Here is a 15,687-nt window from a genome sequence, read left to right as displayed (position 1 = left end):
TCATTCTGAATCAATTCATCCGAAATATCCATGCGAGAAAAGCTGCTCATCCTTTCGGTTTTTATTGTGGCCTCCTGTGGGCTAGCGTATGAATTAATCGCCGGCGCCTTGGCTAGCTACCTGCTGGGCGACTCAATTTTGCAGTTTTCCTCGATTATTGGTTGCTATCTATTTGCCATGGGGGTGGGCTCACATCTATCCAAATATGTGTCGGATGAACGCACGCTGGATACCTTTATTGAAATTGAATTACTCGTAGGTTTGATTGGCGGGCTGTCTGCCACACTGCTGTTTATTGTGTTTGCTTGGGCCGCCGCGCCATTTCGTTCGGTGCTATATGCCTTAGTGTTTGTGACTGGCGTGCTAGTAGGAATGGAAATCCCGCTAGTAATGCGGATATTGAATCAACGCAAAAATGATTTTGCCGAATTAGTGAGCCGAGTGCTGACCTTTGACTATATGGGCGCTTTGGCTGTATCGCTAGTCTTTCCACTGGTACTGGCCCCCCATCTTGGATTGGCACGCTCGGCCTTATTATTTGGGCTGATCAATGTGGGCATTGCTCTGATGACCAGCAAAATTTTCCGCGCAGAGTTGCTCTACCCTCGGCAGCAATTATTGCGGGGGGCTGTGGCATTTATGCTACTGAGCGCGGGGATGTTAAGCGCTGACCACCTAACGCGCTGGAGTGAAAAAACGCTATATGGCGATGAAATCATTCACGCGCAAACCACGCCGTATCAGCGACTATTAATCACGCAGTGGAAAAACGATACACGCCTCTATATCAACGGTAATCTGCAATTCTCCAGTCGCGATGAATATCGATATCATGAAGCCTTGGTGCACCCAGTGCTGGAAAAACTGCCACAGGCTAAATCTGTGTTGGTGCTGGGCGGCGGCGATGGGCTGGCGGTGCGCGAGATTTTGAAATACCCGAATATCGAGCACATTACTTTGGTCGATCTCGACCCCGCAATGACCGATTTATTCACGCATAACGAAAGGCTGGTAGGGTTTAATCAACGCTCGCTGTCCAACCCGAAAGTCAAAGTCATCAATGCCGATGCCGCACAATGGATCGAGCAAAACCTGCAGGTTTTTGACGCGATCATCATCGACTTCCCTGATCCAAGTAATTTTGCGCTGGGCAAATTGTATTCAGTGCCGATGTATCGCTTGGTGAAAAAACACCTGAGTGCAAACGGCTTAATGGTGGTGCAATCCACCTCGCCACTACATGCCCCCCGCTCGTATTGGTGTATTAATGAGACATTAAAAGAGGTTGGGCTATATACCACCCCTTATCACGCATTCGTTCCTTCATTTGGCGAGTGGGGGTTCATTTTGGCGAGCCAGCAACCGGGCTATACGCCGCCGACGTCGTTCCGCGTGAAAACTAAGTTTTTGGATGCAGAAACCACGCGGCAAATGTTCTTTTTCCCGCCCGATATGCAGCCTGTCAAAGTTGAAGCCAATCGGCTTAACAACCAATCGCTGGTGCATTACTTCGAGCAAGATTGGTCGCAGGTCATTCGCTAATGTTTAGCCGTCGCCAATTTTTGCAAGCTAGTGCAGCGCTGGGTTTAAGCAGCGTACTACCTGCGTGTCGCGAGTTGAGCCATTTTGGCATTCCAATCATGGTGTATTTACCCGGAATGGAAGCTGGGCATAGGCTACGAGACCATACCCCCATAGCGCAGCCAAGCAGCACACGAAAAGTACGCGTGGCTATTTTAGGCTCGGGTGCAGCGGGTTTATTTGCTGCTTGGCGGCTGAGAAAATCGGGTCGATTTCAAAATCCAGACGATTTATTGGTCGTCACCGGCCCTGAGCGCTTTGGCAACGCCGCCGCAGGCAGCATGCAGGGCGTTGGCTATCCTCGTGGGGCACATTATTTACCGCTCCCCTCCCTCGCCTCGCGCCACGTGCGCGAATTGCTATTTGAAATGGGCGTCATCGAGGATAATCCGTACGGCGAAAAACCCAGTTATAACGAACAGGTACTGGTGCATTCACCGGAAGATCGGCTCTGGATCAATGGGCAATGGCAAGATGGTGTGGTGCCACACACGGGGATGCCGGCCGCAGATCAAGCACAGCACCAGCAGTTTTTTGCACATACACAGCAATTGCAGCACGCCACAGGCCACGATGGCCGCAAGGCATTTTGTATTCCGATCGCCCTTTCCAGCCGCGACCCGGCGTGGCTAGCGCTCGATCAAATCAGCTTTGCCACCTGGCTCAAGCAGCATGGCTACACCGCGCCAAGCTTATTGTGGTATCTCGACTATGCCTGCCGCGACGATTATGGCATCGGCCTGCAGGAAACTTCGGCTTGGGCGGGTCTGCACTATTTTGCCTCACGCGGTGGCGAAGCAAATAATGCGGCAACTGGCGCAGTCCTCACGTGGCCAACCGGACTTAACCCCCTGTTGCTACATCTGCAACAAGGCATCAAAACCATCGATGGCATCGCCGTCCACATGGCCGAACACGATAGCGAAGTGCATATTGATGTGGTACAGCAAGGGCAAACCACACGACTGATCGCCGAGCAGGTTATTTGCGCGATGCCGCTGCATGTCGCGGCTAAAATCACTGATCTACGACAATATGGCTTTGACCCCAGCCAGCATCAGGCCCCACATGCGGCATGGCAAATCAGCAATTTTCTGCTTAAACGCTTTCCTGATGAACCAGTCCATACTCCGCTCGCGTGGGATAACGTGGTGTACGGCAGCCATAGCCTGGGATTCGTCAATAGCACCCATCAACTCATCCGGGTAGCTAAACCCGCGGCGACAGTACTGAGCTGTTACCACGCGTATGCAGAGGAATCACCCAGCGCTGTGCGAGTACGATTGGAACACGCCAGTGCCGAGGCGCTGTATGAAGTTGCAATTGCAGATCTCGCCACCGTCTACGGTTGGGATAACCCACTGAAAGCACGGCATTATATTGAGCAGGTAGAAATCACCCTGCGCGGCCACGCAATGGCCAGCCCAACACCGGGATTTTTGAGCAATTCAGGAATAGCTGCACTGCAATCGCAGCAAGGACGTGTGCAATTTGCCCATAGTGATTTAAGTGGGCTTTCAGTATTTGAAGAAGCTAGTTGGTGGGGCGAGCAAGCGGCTCTCAAATTACTGCAACGCTAAATTATTAGCAGCATGTTGGGGTCAATAAAAAAGCCAGCCGAATCGGCTGGCTTTTTGTTATGGGCAGGTCAGATTATTTTTTGATCAGCCCGTTGTAAATCGTATCAACCAACTCGGCATCAGGTGTGTCTTGCGACAGCTCCCAAGCCATAATACCGCCGAGTTTTTTCTTCTTGGCAAATTCGATTTTATCTTTCAGCAATTGCACATCATCGAACACCCATACGTCTTTGCCATTCACTTTCCAAGCAGCGCGCGTTTTATCATCACGATACACGGTACCTGGTAGTTTTTTGATGTAAGAGTACGGTGCTGTACCTGCTTCAAGAGGGCCTTTAGCTTTTGCAATGGCGGGTTGATACAGACCATTATTTTCCATGCTGTTGACTGTCCAACCGTAACCATAGAATGGTACACCTAAGACAATCTTGCTCGATGGCACGCCACGACCTAGGTAATCATCAACGGTACTATCTACTGATACGCGATCTTTGGCTCCGCCAATCAAAGTGGCATGGTGACCGGTTGTCGCCGACCATGGGCCGGTAAAATCGTAGGTCATCAGATTGATCCAGTTCAGCGATGGCGCAATCTTATCCAGTTCGATTTTTTCCGATTTGCTCGCAGGAGCTGGAGCTGCAATCGTCAGCAAGAGGCCCGGCTTCACTGCGTCGATCTGTTTACGGAATTCAGCCAGCAGTGCAGTAAAGTTTTGCGTGTCTTCAGGGCGGACGATATTGCCATCATTACCTGCTGAGGCTGGATATTCCCAGTCGATATCAAAACCATCGAACACGCCCGCAGCCATACCAGGCACGACTTTGCCTGATTGATCTGGCACATTGCCTTTGATGTAGGCATCTACGCAAGACTTCACAAAAGCTTCGCGATTAGCAGGTAATGCCGCATCAGAGAAGTATTTAGACCACGTCCAGCCACCCAAGCTGATCACTACTTTCAGATTTGGATATTTTTTCTTTAGCTGTTTCAGTTGATTCCAGTGACCATACAAGCCGTTGTCACCTTTATCTTCTTGGCCATCCAGAGTGTGCTCTTTAGGTACTGGGTTCCAGTAATCATCGCTGGCAGCGCCAACACCGGCTTTATCAACCCCAACCACGCAGCGATTGTCTTTGACGTTACCAAACGCATACTCAAGTACCGTGATTTTGCCTGCGGCACCACTGGTATCCAGATTTTTGACGTAATAACCTTGGCCTTTACCCCATGCGGTAAAGTACATCACAGATTGTGGCGTAGTTGGCGCTGGAGCACCGCCCAACACAGGAGCAACCACTGCAGCCTTCGCATCTTCAGGTTGTGCCGCTTCCAAACTAACCAGTTTTAGGTTATCGATAAAGGCGTCTTTACCCTCGCCTTTAGCTGAATCCCACTGTTCCCACTTGATGTGAAAATCAAAGCGAGCTTTAAACTCCAGCTCATAGTGTTCCCATTTTTTGCTGTCTTTCAAGCGATTTGGGAAACCATTCGCAGTACTGGCAATCCAGTATTCCTTGCGGCCAGGCGTACCTTCATCAATCCCCAAGGTGCCACCGCAATTGCCGCCGCACATGCCTAGGTAGTCAAAAACAATTTTGTATTTGCCGGCAGGAAATTTGGTTTGGCTAAAGATGTCGCCAATATTGACTGGCTTGTTAAAACGCGCAGCTTTGTTCTCTGGGTTCAGTGGGTCTACTTCGATCGATGTATTCATCTTCGATGTAGCTTCCCCCCCTGACCTACCCATTTGCTCAAATCGGTATTGAAATCATCCTCGAACACTACGGTTTCTGCGTGCGCAAATGCAGAAGCCAGCAGCAATGGTAATAGTAATTTTTTCATTTTGACCATCCGCTCCATCGTAATTAAAACTTCGTAGAGAAGGGTAAATCAAGCCTGAAAAATAGACGAATATTTATGCCCAAGTGTCGGATTTGTAGCATGAGACATACTCGCTACATAGGGAGTTCATCGACACTTTTTCCGTTTAGGGCATTCAGTACAATCGCGCACTTCATTGAGCTTTTCTAAGCTTTGGCTCAAGGCACAGACCGAGCGGCGACATGCGACAAAGCGGACATTTTCTTCATTAGCCAATTCCCGATAAGCCTTCATCACGTTGTGGCTCAAAAAATCGGTAAACAAGATCAACAAATCAGCACCATTAAGACTAGGCGGTTTACGCTGATGGGCCACATTGCGTCCACTCACGTGTTTTTGTACCGATATCCCATGCTGAGCCAGCACTTGCGGAATATTGCCTAATACATCTGCCCCAACCAAATACGCATTCATTACCGCCACCTTGTAAGCTTTAAATAAGATGAGAATGATTATCATGCAAATGCGAATTATTATCAATACCATTGTATGAAGATTTGATGGCAAACAAATTCTTGCGGCAAAACAAAAAGTTTAGCTAAGGTTTTTCCCTGACTTGTCCTGCATCAAACAGCGCTCAGGCTAGATCGGGCTAAATGATTGCACTGTGCGAAGTGCACCAAAAGGCTTGCAGAGCCGACCTAAGCCGCGTCATTCAGCTTATTTATGAAGATGCTAATCACGCAGCTCTGGTGGCCCAAGTACTGACTTCCCAGTCCTTACATTGATTCTTGCCCTGCCCAGAAGGAAAGATAGCGATGCAGATCGTGATCCCGAAAGAGATACAGCCGGGGGAAACCCGGGTTGCCGCGTCACCCGATACGGTAAAAAAATTATGTCAGCAAGGCCATCAGGTATTGGTTGAACACAATGCTGGCCTCGCCGCCACGTGGTCAGATGCGCTGTATATCGAGGCAGGAGCACAAATTGCAGCTGATACTACCCAGCTGTATAGCCATGAAGCCCTTATTCTAAAAATAAACCAGCCCAATACCCAAGAAATCGACTTGTATAAACCCAAGTCAGCGCTGGTTGCGCAGATGAATATTCATCGCTTTGAATCGTTACCCGCCTTGGCTGCGAAAGCAATTGACACTTACGCACTAGAACTCATCCCACGTATTACTCGCGGCCAAAGCATGGATATTTTATCCAGTCAGGCCAATATTGCGGGCTACCGCGCGGTGCTACTCGCTACACAGTATTTCCCACGCTTTATGCCAATGTTTATGACCGCAGCCGGCTCGGTAAAACCTGCACGCGTATTGATTTTGGGCGCGGGTGTTGCGGGCTTGCAGGCAATTGCAACGGCCAAACGCCTTGGCGCAATTGTCGAAGTGTTTGACGTACGCCCCGCTACGCGCGAGCAGGTTGAATCACTGGGTGCGAAATTTATCGAAGTTGAGCTAAACGATGAAGAACGCGCCGCGTTCGAACACACCGGCGGCTACGCCAAAGAAATGTCGGATGACTACAAAGCCCGCCAAAGTGCGTTGATTGCACAGCAGGCCGCCAGTGCCGACATCATCATCACCACCGCACTGATTCCGGGCAAACCAGCTCCCGTGTTAATCACGCCAGAAACCGTCGCCGCCATGAAAGCAGGCTCCGTAATCATCGACCTAGCCGTGGCCGCAGGCGGCAATTGCCCACTCTCGCGTAGCGATGAAGTAGTGAAATCTGCCAACAGCGTCACCATCGTCGGCCACGCCAACGTACCGGTCTTGGTTGCCACCGATGCTTCGAGCATGTTTGCCCGCAATGTACTGACTTTCTTAGGCTTGCTGCTCAATAAGGAAGGTCAATACGCGCCGCAACTGGAAGATGAAATCATCAAAGCTACGCTCGTGACTCACGCTGGCAGCATCTACTTTGGCAGCGCGGCGGCCCCCAAAGCTGCACCAGCCAGCCCAGTCGCACAACCGGTTGCTGAACCAGTCCCAGCACCCGCTGCTGCCATTACTGAAACCGTTTAAGGAAGCATTATGTCGAGTTTATCTATCGCCGCTTCAGCGGTTGCCCAGCTCCCCGTTAGTGAACATGTGTCGAGCGATCCCTTTATTGCCAGCCTGACGATTTTTGTATTGGCGATTTTTGTGGGTTACCACGTGGTGTGGAATGTCACGCCAGCGCTGCACACGCCGCTGATGGCGGTCACCAACGCCATTTCCGGCATTATCGTCGTTGGCGCGATGTTGCAAGTCGTTGATATCAATGCGCAACAAATTACGCTGACCAGCGTACTGGGTGCGCTAGCGATTTTCCTTGCCAGTATCAATATTTTCGGCGGCTTTTTAGTCACCCAGCGCATGCTCGATATGTTTAAAGCCAAAAAAGGAGGCAAATAATCATGGCTAGCCTCACAGCCCTGCTTTACCTCGTCGCCGCCGTACTGTTTATTCTGTCACTGCGTGGTCTGTCGTCCCCCAAAACCGCTTTGCGCGGCAATCTGTATGGCATGGTCGGGATGGCGATTGCCGTTGCGACCACTTTTTTTGTTGCCAATAAACCCGTCGTCTGGCTGATCGTCGGCGCGATGGCTGCCGGCGCGATTGTGGGCGCTTACAAGGCGCGCACTGTCGCGATGACGGCTATGCCGGAATTGGTCGCCGCGATGCACTCGTTGGTTGGCTTGTCGGCGGTGTTGATTGCAGTTGCGGCCGTATTCCACACCGGTGTATCGCACACTGGCGCACAACAAATTGAGCTGTTTATCGGTGCATTCATCGGTGCAATTACCTTTACCGCTTCGGTGATTGCCTACGGCAAGCTATCGGGTAAATTTGGTGCGCGGGCGGTCAATTTTGGCGGCCAGCATTTGCTCAATCTGGTTTTAGCCTTGGCGATGGTTGGATTGGGATTCACGTATTACGCCACCGGCAGCCAAGCTGCTTTCCTCATGATGCTGGCGATTGCCTTGGTACTGGGCGTATTGTTGATTATCCCGATCGGTGGCGCCGATATGCCCGTGGTGGTGTCGATGCTGAACTCGTATTCAGGCTGGGCTGCGGCCGGGATCGGTTTTACGCTGGATAATCCAGTATTGATTATCGCCGGTGCCTGCGTGGGTGCTTCGGGTGCGATTCTGTCCTACATCATGTGTAAAGCGATGAACCGTTCAATCGTTTCAGTGCTGCTCGGTGGTTTCGGCGCTGAAGTCGCGGCCGGCGGCGCGAGCGATGGTAGCAAGAAAAACTATCGTTCCGGCTCGGCCGATGACGCGGCTTTCCTGATGGAAAACGCCGAAAAAGTCATCATCATCCCCGGCTATGGTTTGGCGGTATCGCGCGCGCAACATGCTTTGCAGGAGCTAACGGATTTGCTGACCGAGCGCGGTGTCGATGTACGGTATGCGATTCACCCCGTGGCGGGTCGCATGCCTGGCCATATGAACGTACTGCTGGCTGAAGCTGAAGTGCCGTACGAACGCGTCGTTGAGATGGAAGAAATCAATAGCGAGTTTTCCAGCGCCGATGTCGTGCTGGTGATTGGTGCGAATGACGTTGTGAACCCCGCGGCGAAGAACGACCCCAATAGCTCGATCTACGGCATGCCGATTTTGGATGCGTACAAAGCGCGCACCGTGATGGTGGTGAAACGCTCGATGAGTGCGGGCTACGCCGGTTTGGATAATGATCTGTTCTATATGGATAAAACCATGATGGTGTTTGGCGACGCGAAAAAAGTCGTCGAGGAAATGCTGCAAGCCGTACATTAGAAGAAGAAAAGTCACTCAGGGGACTTAGCCGCCGATTTGCTTGGCTGAATCGGCGGTTTTTTTTCTGCCTGGGCCACCAGAAAACCGTACGCAGGGCATTTAGCGCTGAAATTTCAGCGCTAAAGCGTTATCCTTGTGGATCTGAATGTTTCATCAAGATGAAGGTCGACGAATGAGCGAGCAACTCCCCGCAGCCACTGCCCAACCCTGCCCCAAATGTGGAGCCCCAGCCGAGCCACAAAAAGCTGGCTCCAATCGCTTTTGGGTGCAATGTAGTAAATTTGGCAAAAATGGCAATTGCAGCGCAATCAGCCAGCAAGGCAGCAATAAAAAAGAAGCCTTGGCAAACTGGAATAAATTGAAATAGGCAACAAGGGCAGGTATTGCCCTATAGCCCTTACAGGGCAATATTCACAAAGCCATACCCTCGTCATTTTCTACGGCAATGGATCGACGCAGATAAGTAGCAATACCCACCAGTAACAAAAATGCGCCTAGCGCACCCATTGGAGCCCACGGCATCCAGTCCAGTAAATTGCCACGCTGAACCATCGCATGTTGTGGCTGCTGGGGGTCATACAAAATATCTACGCTACTAGGCACTCCACCCGCGTATTCGCGACTGTTCCAATCAGTAAACTCAATTAACTGATCAGCAACCCGAAACTGCACCACAGCCTTAAACCAAGGCGCTTCACTCGAGCGCACAGGCGCAACAGCCACATAACGCACAATTTGCCCAGCAGTGCTCTGCCCCGCCATCAGTAAAGCGGATCGCTCAAACCCCGTGTGATATGCCACCACGAGCAGCAGAATGCCCACCCCCAATTGCAAATACATCACGATCCGCTGGTATGCTTGTCCAATACGGGCAATGCGGCCCGCAGTTGAGTTTTTTGCTCGCATGCGCATCTCCACTGAGTGTGCAGGCAGTGTGCCCCAAGCCATTGGGCTTGGCAAATCAGCGCAAACTGACATAAAAAAACCGCCCAAATGAATGGGCGGTTGCACTGTATCAAACACGAACTAAAGCGATTTACTGACAAGCACCAAGGTCAGCCCATACACCCCACTGCCCGGTCTGGCTTGGGTTTTCGTTCACAGTCCACCATTTCGACTGGTAGTTATGTTTGCCATACGAAACGATCGTACCGGCGATTGAATATGCAGTACTTGCTGACCATGCTGTTGCGCATGCGGTGATACCACCACTTGGTGTTGCAGTAGCTGCTGGCGTTGCAGTCGGCGCGACGGTTGGCGTTACACTTGGTTTAGGCGTCGCCGTAACGACTGGTGTCGCTGTCGGAGCAGGCGAAACAGTTGGCGCTGGCGTTGCACTCGGCGTAGCGCTAGCGGTGGCGATCGGTGTTGGTGTCGCAGTCGCTACTGGGCTAGGTGTTGGCGTGGTATTTGTAGTGGCTGCAGTACGCCAAACTTTACCGCTACCATCGGGGCCAGAGTTGGTCGCAGGATCATCGCCAACGGTATACCACATGGCCGTATAGTTCTGGCCGCCTTTAGATACGCAAGCGCCAGCCTGATACACCGAGGTTGCTTGCCATGCATTGCAGCTGCTGCCACCCACGGGCGTGGCTGTTGGTACCGGCGTAGGAATCGGCGCATTGCTGCCTGTACCATTATTAAGACCCAATGCTTTAATGCGACTCCACAACCAGCCACCGTCGTCGGCAACGTTATCGGTTCCTGCGATCGACGTGGTTGACCCACCACCCCAAATCACCGAAAACACATTCGCAGCTTTAAGCTGATTCAGATGCCCAGTCTGCCAGCAGCCAGTTTCGCTGCTTGGACATTTAAGGAAATCTTTTACCGTCACGGCTCCATTGAGCAGATACGAGCTATTGGTTGGCATGGCCAGATTGCCGTAATACGCCTGCAGATTGCTCGCCGCCGAGTCGACATTGGCATCGCCAAGGAAGTACGTCGCATCGCTGCTAGCATGATCAGCACGGGTATCAACATCGCCATTGACCTGCAAATGCCCGCCCGGAATTTGCCACAGCATCACGGGTTTATTACCCAACTGCTGCGATACTTGCTTAACGTACTCGGTGTACACGCCATATGTCGGCGCATTGTATAAATAGCCGCCTTGCAGGCCGTTTTGCGCCATTTTGGAGAAAACGTCCCGCTCCCACTTATCAAAGGCGATAAAGTCTGGGTTCATATTGGTTTCAGGGTTGCCGTAGACCTTCATTTGCAGCAAAAAATCTTTCACCGCTGTAGCATGTGGCGTAATCAGTGCAGCATTCTGGCTGGCTTGATGCAGCCAGCCATGCCCAGTTTGATCGCCAGCCCACACGTTGTAGTGCCAGCCATAGGGAATATCCGGGCCAAATTTACGCACCAGCCAATTGAGTGAGCGAATGTAGTTTGGCAGCGTCGTGCCGCCGGCCATGAATTCAGCTGGAATATCAGCCTTGTTAATCCCCAAATAATCAAATGCCTCGCTTAAACCGCTCGCCACAGGGACGGCATAATCAAATGGCGTTGGGCAATAGCCTGGCTGGCAGGATTTATGCATCTCACCCAAAAAATCTGGGTTGAGTAATAAAGTTGCAGGCACTGGATGCTTGGCATCTTTGTAACCTTGCAATTGCTTGAGCAAGCTAATCAAATTGATATAGTGGTTGCGCAGATAGTGTTTTTCACTGTCATTACTTAAATCGAGCTGAATCGTGTAATGGCTAGAGCTACCGTCAACGGTATAGAACACAATGGTCGGCATAAAGGTCTGGCCAGACAGATTGCTTTCCATTCCACGAATGTACTGCATCAGTTTGGCAACCTTAGTGTCGGTCGTGAGAATACTTTCACGGTCACCATCGCCGCCTTGACCGGCATATGTGAATAGCGAATCAACAGGACGCTGCTGCAATAACGGCAATTCAGACCCGCCGTTGATCACCCCGCCCATGGAAATCTTACTAGTAGACCAGCCAGGAACGGCGGCCAGTAATGGCGTAGCCAGTTGGCTGCTCAGTAAACAGCCCAGCACTGCAGTGCGCAGTATTTTATTGGTTTTGTGCATGTCTCATCCTTGAATTATTGGTTTTAGTTTGCTGGCCAATCAGCTGACGACTGGCTTTCAAATTGCGCTACATGCTAGATTTAAAGCCAAGATAAAAACCCGTTTTATCTATAAAAATCAAACATGTAAAACCATCATTCCGAGATCAAAAAAGGATGTCAAATTTATTGCACAGCACCAGCAGAGTGGTATTAGCCTCGGGTCTGTTTTGCGGTAAGCGCCCCTAGAACACAGCACCCAAAATGCATAATTGGTTGCTGCACATTTTTACGCCAATACCAGCCAACTAGGCTTTAACGACGACTCGATAGCATACTCCAGCAAGCACTGCTGCCGAGCAAATAGACAGCATAATGAAAGCATTAAATTAAGGAATTGGCACTATCACGACATGCGAGCACAAGCATCAAACTTCGTTGAGCATCGGCAACATGGGTATATCCGTAATGCCAACATCCACCCCCAATTGTTTCAGCAACGTGCCTACCTGACCACGGTGGTGCGTTTGATGATTAAACAAATGCTGTACCTGTACCCAGCGTGGAATCGTTTGGGTAAAACCATACATTTGGCTTGTCCATGTAATCGGCTCTTGCAACCATTCAAAAGTTAGCCCATCTGCCCAGTGCAATATCCGCTGATCCATGGCGATTCTGGCCTCATGCAACTGGGCAAAATCAGTAAATAATGGCTCACTTGCAGGTGAGCTCACTAATTTCTCGCCAGTAAATCGAGATAACCAAATTAAATCCCCCCACAAAATATGGTCTAAGGTGCGCTGAATCGAGCCAAAAAAAGCCCCCCGTTCAGCTTGCAACTGCTCTGCACTCAGTTGTGCTGCGGCCGCATAAACTTGCTGATTTTGCCACTGATTGTAAGCCGCCATCAGCTGCGGCATAGAGCCTTGAAACATTGCATTCCCTCCATCTTTTTGCGCTGGATTTGTCAGTTTTGGTGCTAAACCACAGCGATAAAGTGATACACAAAAATACCACTTTCCTAATTAAATCAAACTATTAGCCACTCAAACACCGCACATCAGCTTACATGATAATGATTATTAAATCTGCATATAATTCAGCGTGAAGTAAACAAAGCTGGAGTGCAAGATGAATCCAAAATCGCTAGAGCCACTTGAGTTGATCACGATCGAGGAACAAACCACGCAAGTGATGCAACAAGCTCAACCCCGTAGTTATTTGTATCAAACCGCTCGCCGTTTGCAGAGCATTATGCAGCTTGAACTGATTCGCCGTGGTTTATTCGAGCGGCAAATTGCTGCTTTGCGCAAAAATGCCACGCGCTAAGTAAAAGCACATAAAAAAAGCCATGCATACGCATGGCTTTTTTATTGAACTCATTTCACTGACAAAACAACACCACTTTGCCCAAATTACGATTCTGCGCCAGATATTCGTGCGCTTCCTGCGCTTGCGCCAAAGGGAAGCTGCGGTCTAGCGTCACTTTAAACTCGCCGTTCACCAAACTTGGCAATACATACTGAGCCACTGCGCGCGCCAATTCGGCTTTACGAGCTAACGGCAAGCTGCGTAGTGTCGAGCCCAGTACACGTTGACGCTTCATCAGCAACACGCCTAAATTCAGCGTGGCTTCCAGCCCGCCCAGCAAGCCAATCACAATCATCGTGCCGTCCAGATTAAGGCAGCGCTGATTGCCAGCCAGATAACTTGCACCGATGGTGTCCAGAATCAGGTCGGCGCCGCCTGCTGCTTTTACTTCAGTAGCAAAATCTTGCTGGCGATAATCGATGACTAAATCTGCGCCTAGCGCACGGCAAAATTCCTGTTTTTCACTGGAGCTGGTCGTCACAGCAACCCAAGCGCCGCGTGATTTAGCCAATTGAATAGCAGCAGCACCAACGCCGCTGGCACCGGCGTGAATCAGCACTCGCTGCCCAGCCTTTAATTGCCCTAGCTCGATTAAATTCAGCCACGCCGTTAGCCAGGCTTCCGGTAAACTTGCGGCAGCTTCACTACTCAGGGTATCTGGCTGTAACCAGCATAAATGTTGATCCAGCAGGCAATACTCAGCGTATGCACCACCCGCAACCAAGCCAAAGACTCGGTCACCAATCTGAAACTGCTCGACGGCAGCGCCGACTGCCACGATCTCGCCGGCAATTTCCAGACCCAAAATTGCTGATTCACCCGGCGGCGGCGGATATTTGCCCTGCGCCTGCACCAGATCAGCTCGATTCACCCCGGCGGCGGCCACTTTAACTAGTAATTGCCCCGGACCCACCTGCGGTTTGGGTTGCTCAGCCAGCACCAGCTGTTGATTAAGCGTCACAATAGCCTGCATATTTCCTCGCGAAGATAAGTTAAAGCCAATACAACATCATCAGCGGATTGCCCTGCAGATGCAAGTTGCCAACTCCCCGCAGCCCAGTACACGATTGAAAATACAGCCAATGAAAAAGGGGGCTAAGCCCCCCGTTTCAGATTCAAAGTTTCAGATTCAAGCTGCGCGAATCAATCAACCGTTGATTGACAAACCCATCTAGGCGGCCTCGGCCTGCGCTGCTGGCCGAAATTTGCGCGAAACGATGCCAATAGCAAAGCTACTTGCCGCCACAATAAGCATAACTGGCAGAGTGTTACCCAATACAAAATCCCAAGTCATCGAATAGCGGTACAAGGCAAAACCAGCGCACCACAAAGCCAAATTGCGCCAACAAACGGCTTGGCTGGTAACATCTGTTTTCAGCAAGAAGTAATCGGCACACATAATGGCAATCATCGGAGCGAACACCGAGCCAATTAGATACAGAAAAGCTTCAAAATTATTCACTGGGGCAAAAATAGCCAGCGCAGTGCCCAAGACTACGGCCACGATGCCAGCCCAGCGCTCGTTCAATTTTGGATTAATACTGGCAGCCGAAATACCCGCCGAGGCAGCATCCATAAAGGTGGTGGTTACCGTAGAAAACACCACAATCAAAATTGCCGCAACGCCTAAACCCGCCGCCGACATAATCGCCGCAATATCACCTGAGCCAGCATACAGCGTAGCACCCAAGCCGATAATGAACATCCAGCAACTGCCAATAAAATACGCCACGGTAGCCCAAGTCGTCCCCCAGCCTGCACGCTTAGCCGAACGGGTGTAATCGCTCACCAGCGGCAGCCACGACAATGGCATTGCTACCGCCAGCTCAACGGCGGCACCAAATGCCAGAGTCTGCCCGGCGTTGGGCGGCAAATGCACCGCTTGCGCGTTGAATACGACAAAGCTCAGCACAATAGTCAATAAAAACAGCAGCACCGCAGTTACTGACTGCAAGCGCGACATATTTTTAAGCTCTAATACAATCCACAGTGCTATCAAGACACCAATAATCAACGCCCACGCAGCAGTGCCCAGTTGCGGCACCAAAAATTGTGCGGCAGCCGCTCCTGAAGCCACCATAATGGCCGTCCAGCCAACCAGTTGCACCACATTCGCCAGCGAAAACAACATACTGCCGCGCTGCCCGAATGAGCGCTTGACTGTTTCCATGGCCGATTTACCGGTTTGGGCGCCGATGTAGCCAGCTAACCAAAACAGCACGCCCCCGATCAAGTGCCCCAATACAATCGCCAGCACGCCCTGCTCAAACCCCAAGGGTGCAATAAAAGAACCGGTTAAAATTTCGGCCAGCGAAACCGCAGCACCAAACCACAGCAGCGCCAAGGCTGGACCAGAAAGTGTAGAAGAGGAAGAATCTGCAAGCTTGCTCATAAAATCCCTATTGTTGTTATGGCCGGTCTGTTTGAATGCGAGCCGGCTCTGGTAAAACAGATCCCATCAAACGGCAAATGATGCCCAGATGAGACAACAGCCATCATACACTGCGTGCTCTAACCTGCCGTTGC

15 protein-coding genes are annotated in these 15,687 nt (G+C 50.9%); 7 read left to right on the top strand and 8 right to left on the bottom strand.

Annotated elements, in window-relative coordinates:
- The first annotated feature begins 30 nt into the window (after positions 1 to 30).
- Complete coding sequence (locus tag HZU75_RS13415; protein WP_180306523.1) at positions 31 to 1,542, top strand: polyamine aminopropyltransferase; 1,512 nt, start codon at positions 31 to 33, stop codon at positions 1,540 to 1,542.
- On the top strand, positions 1,542 to 3,161 hold the full coding sequence (locus HZU75_RS13410; protein ID WP_180306522.1) for an NAD(P)-binding protein: 1,620 nt from the start codon (positions 1,542 to 1,544) through the stop codon (positions 3,159 to 3,161). Before HZU75_RS13415 ends, HZU75_RS13410 begins: the two co-directional genes overlap by 1 nt.
- 73 nt (positions 3,162 to 3,234) lie before the next feature.
- Here the strand turns inward: HZU75_RS13410 and HZU75_RS13405 are convergent, their stop codons facing one another.
- The 3 genes from HZU75_RS13405 to HZU75_RS13400 form a co-directional block, all read right to left on the bottom strand.
- Positions 3,235 to 4,875, bottom strand: coding sequence for a glycoside hydrolase family 18 protein (locus HZU75_RS13405; protein WP_180306521.1), 1,641 nt, complete (start codon positions 4,873 to 4,875; stop codon positions 3,235 to 3,237).
- The gene (locus tag HZU75_RS17575; RefSeq protein ID WP_265575730.1) at positions 4,872 to 5,003 is read right to left on the bottom strand and encodes a hypothetical protein; all 132 of its coding nucleotides are present in this window, start codon (positions 5,001 to 5,003) and stop codon (positions 4,872 to 4,874) included. The genes HZU75_RS13405 and HZU75_RS17575 overlap by 4 nt, the downstream gene beginning before the upstream one ends.
- Before the next feature lie 126 nt (positions 5,004 to 5,129).
- Positions 5,130 to 5,456 carry a DUF2325 domain-containing protein gene (locus HZU75_RS13400; RefSeq protein ID WP_180306520.1) on the bottom strand — a complete coding sequence of 109 codons (327 nt, stop codon included), beginning with the start codon at positions 5,454 to 5,456 and terminating at the stop codon, positions 5,130 to 5,132.
- 344 nt (positions 5,457 to 5,800) lie between these two features.
- On the opposite strand from HZU75_RS13400, the gene HZU75_RS13395 reads away from it, so the two are divergent.
- The 4 genes from HZU75_RS13395 (at position 5,801) to HZU75_RS13380 (ending at position 9,127) form a co-directional block, all read left to right on the top strand.
- Complete coding sequence (locus HZU75_RS13395; protein WP_180306519.1) at positions 5,801 to 7,018, top strand: Re/Si-specific NAD(P)(+) transhydrogenase subunit alpha; 1,218 nt, start codon at positions 5,801 to 5,803, stop codon at positions 7,016 to 7,018.
- A gap of 9 nt (positions 7,019 to 7,027) precedes the next feature.
- Complete coding sequence (locus HZU75_RS13390) at positions 7,028 to 7,390, top strand: proton-translocating transhydrogenase family protein (protein ID WP_180306518.1); 363 nt, start codon at positions 7,028 to 7,030, stop codon at positions 7,388 to 7,390.
- 2 nt (positions 7,391 to 7,392) lie between these two features.
- Entirely contained in the window at positions 7,393 to 8,760 is a 1,368-nt protein-coding gene (locus tag HZU75_RS13385; RefSeq protein WP_180306517.1) for an NAD(P)(+) transhydrogenase (Re/Si-specific) subunit beta, read from the top strand.
- A 145-nt stretch (positions 8,761 to 8,905) separates the two neighbouring features.
- Positions 8,906 to 9,127 carry a Lar family restriction alleviation protein gene (locus HZU75_RS13380; RefSeq protein WP_228028063.1) on the top strand — a complete coding sequence of 74 codons (222 nt, stop codon included), beginning with the start codon at positions 8,906 to 8,908 and terminating at the stop codon, positions 9,125 to 9,127.
- Positions 9,128 to 9,171: 44 nt separating this feature from the next.
- Here HZU75_RS13380 and HZU75_RS13375 read toward each other — a convergent pair whose 3' ends face one another.
- The 3 genes from HZU75_RS13375 to HZU75_RS13365 form a co-directional block, all read right to left on the bottom strand.
- Positions 9,172 to 9,666 carry a DUF3592 domain-containing protein gene (locus HZU75_RS13375; RefSeq protein ID WP_180306516.1) on the bottom strand — a complete coding sequence of 165 codons (495 nt, stop codon included), beginning with the start codon at positions 9,664 to 9,666 and terminating at the stop codon, positions 9,172 to 9,174.
- Between the two features lie 130 nt (positions 9,667 to 9,796).
- Positions 9,797 to 11,812, bottom strand: coding sequence for a hypothetical protein (locus HZU75_RS13370; RefSeq protein ID WP_180306515.1), 2,016 nt, complete (start codon positions 11,810 to 11,812; stop codon positions 9,797 to 9,799).
- A gap of 406 nt (positions 11,813 to 12,218) precedes the next feature.
- Entirely contained in the window at positions 12,219 to 12,725 is a 507-nt protein-coding gene (locus tag HZU75_RS13365) for a DinB family protein (RefSeq protein WP_180306514.1), read from the bottom strand.
- A gap of 196 nt (positions 12,726 to 12,921) precedes the next feature.
- On the opposite strand from HZU75_RS13365, the gene HZU75_RS13360 reads away from it, so the two are divergent.
- The gene (locus tag HZU75_RS13360) at positions 12,922 to 13,119 is read left to right on the top strand and encodes a hypothetical protein (protein WP_180306513.1); all 198 of its coding nucleotides are present in this window, start codon (positions 12,922 to 12,924) and stop codon (positions 13,117 to 13,119) included.
- 55 nt (positions 13,120 to 13,174) lie between these two features.
- Here the strand turns inward: HZU75_RS13360 and HZU75_RS13355 are convergent, their stop codons facing one another.
- Positions 13,175 to 14,122 carry an NAD(P)H-quinone oxidoreductase gene (locus HZU75_RS13355; RefSeq protein ID WP_228028062.1) on the bottom strand — a complete coding sequence of 316 codons (948 nt, stop codon included), beginning with the start codon at positions 14,120 to 14,122 and terminating at the stop codon, positions 13,175 to 13,177.
- 210 nt (positions 14,123 to 14,332) lie between these two features.
- A complete protein-coding gene (gene cytX / locus HZU75_RS13350; protein ID WP_180306511.1) occupies positions 14,333 to 15,553 on the bottom strand; it encodes a putative hydroxymethylpyrimidine transporter CytX in 1,221 nt (406 codons plus the stop codon).
- Positions 15,554 to 15,687 lie beyond the last annotated feature (134 nt).

The sequence above is a fragment of the Chitinibacter fontanus genome (assembly GCF_013423785.1).
GTDB classification, from domain to species: Bacteria; Pseudomonadota; Gammaproteobacteria; order Burkholderiales; family Chitinibacteraceae; genus Chitinibacter; species Chitinibacter fontanus.
This window is presented reverse-complemented; position numbering and strand designations above follow the sequence as displayed.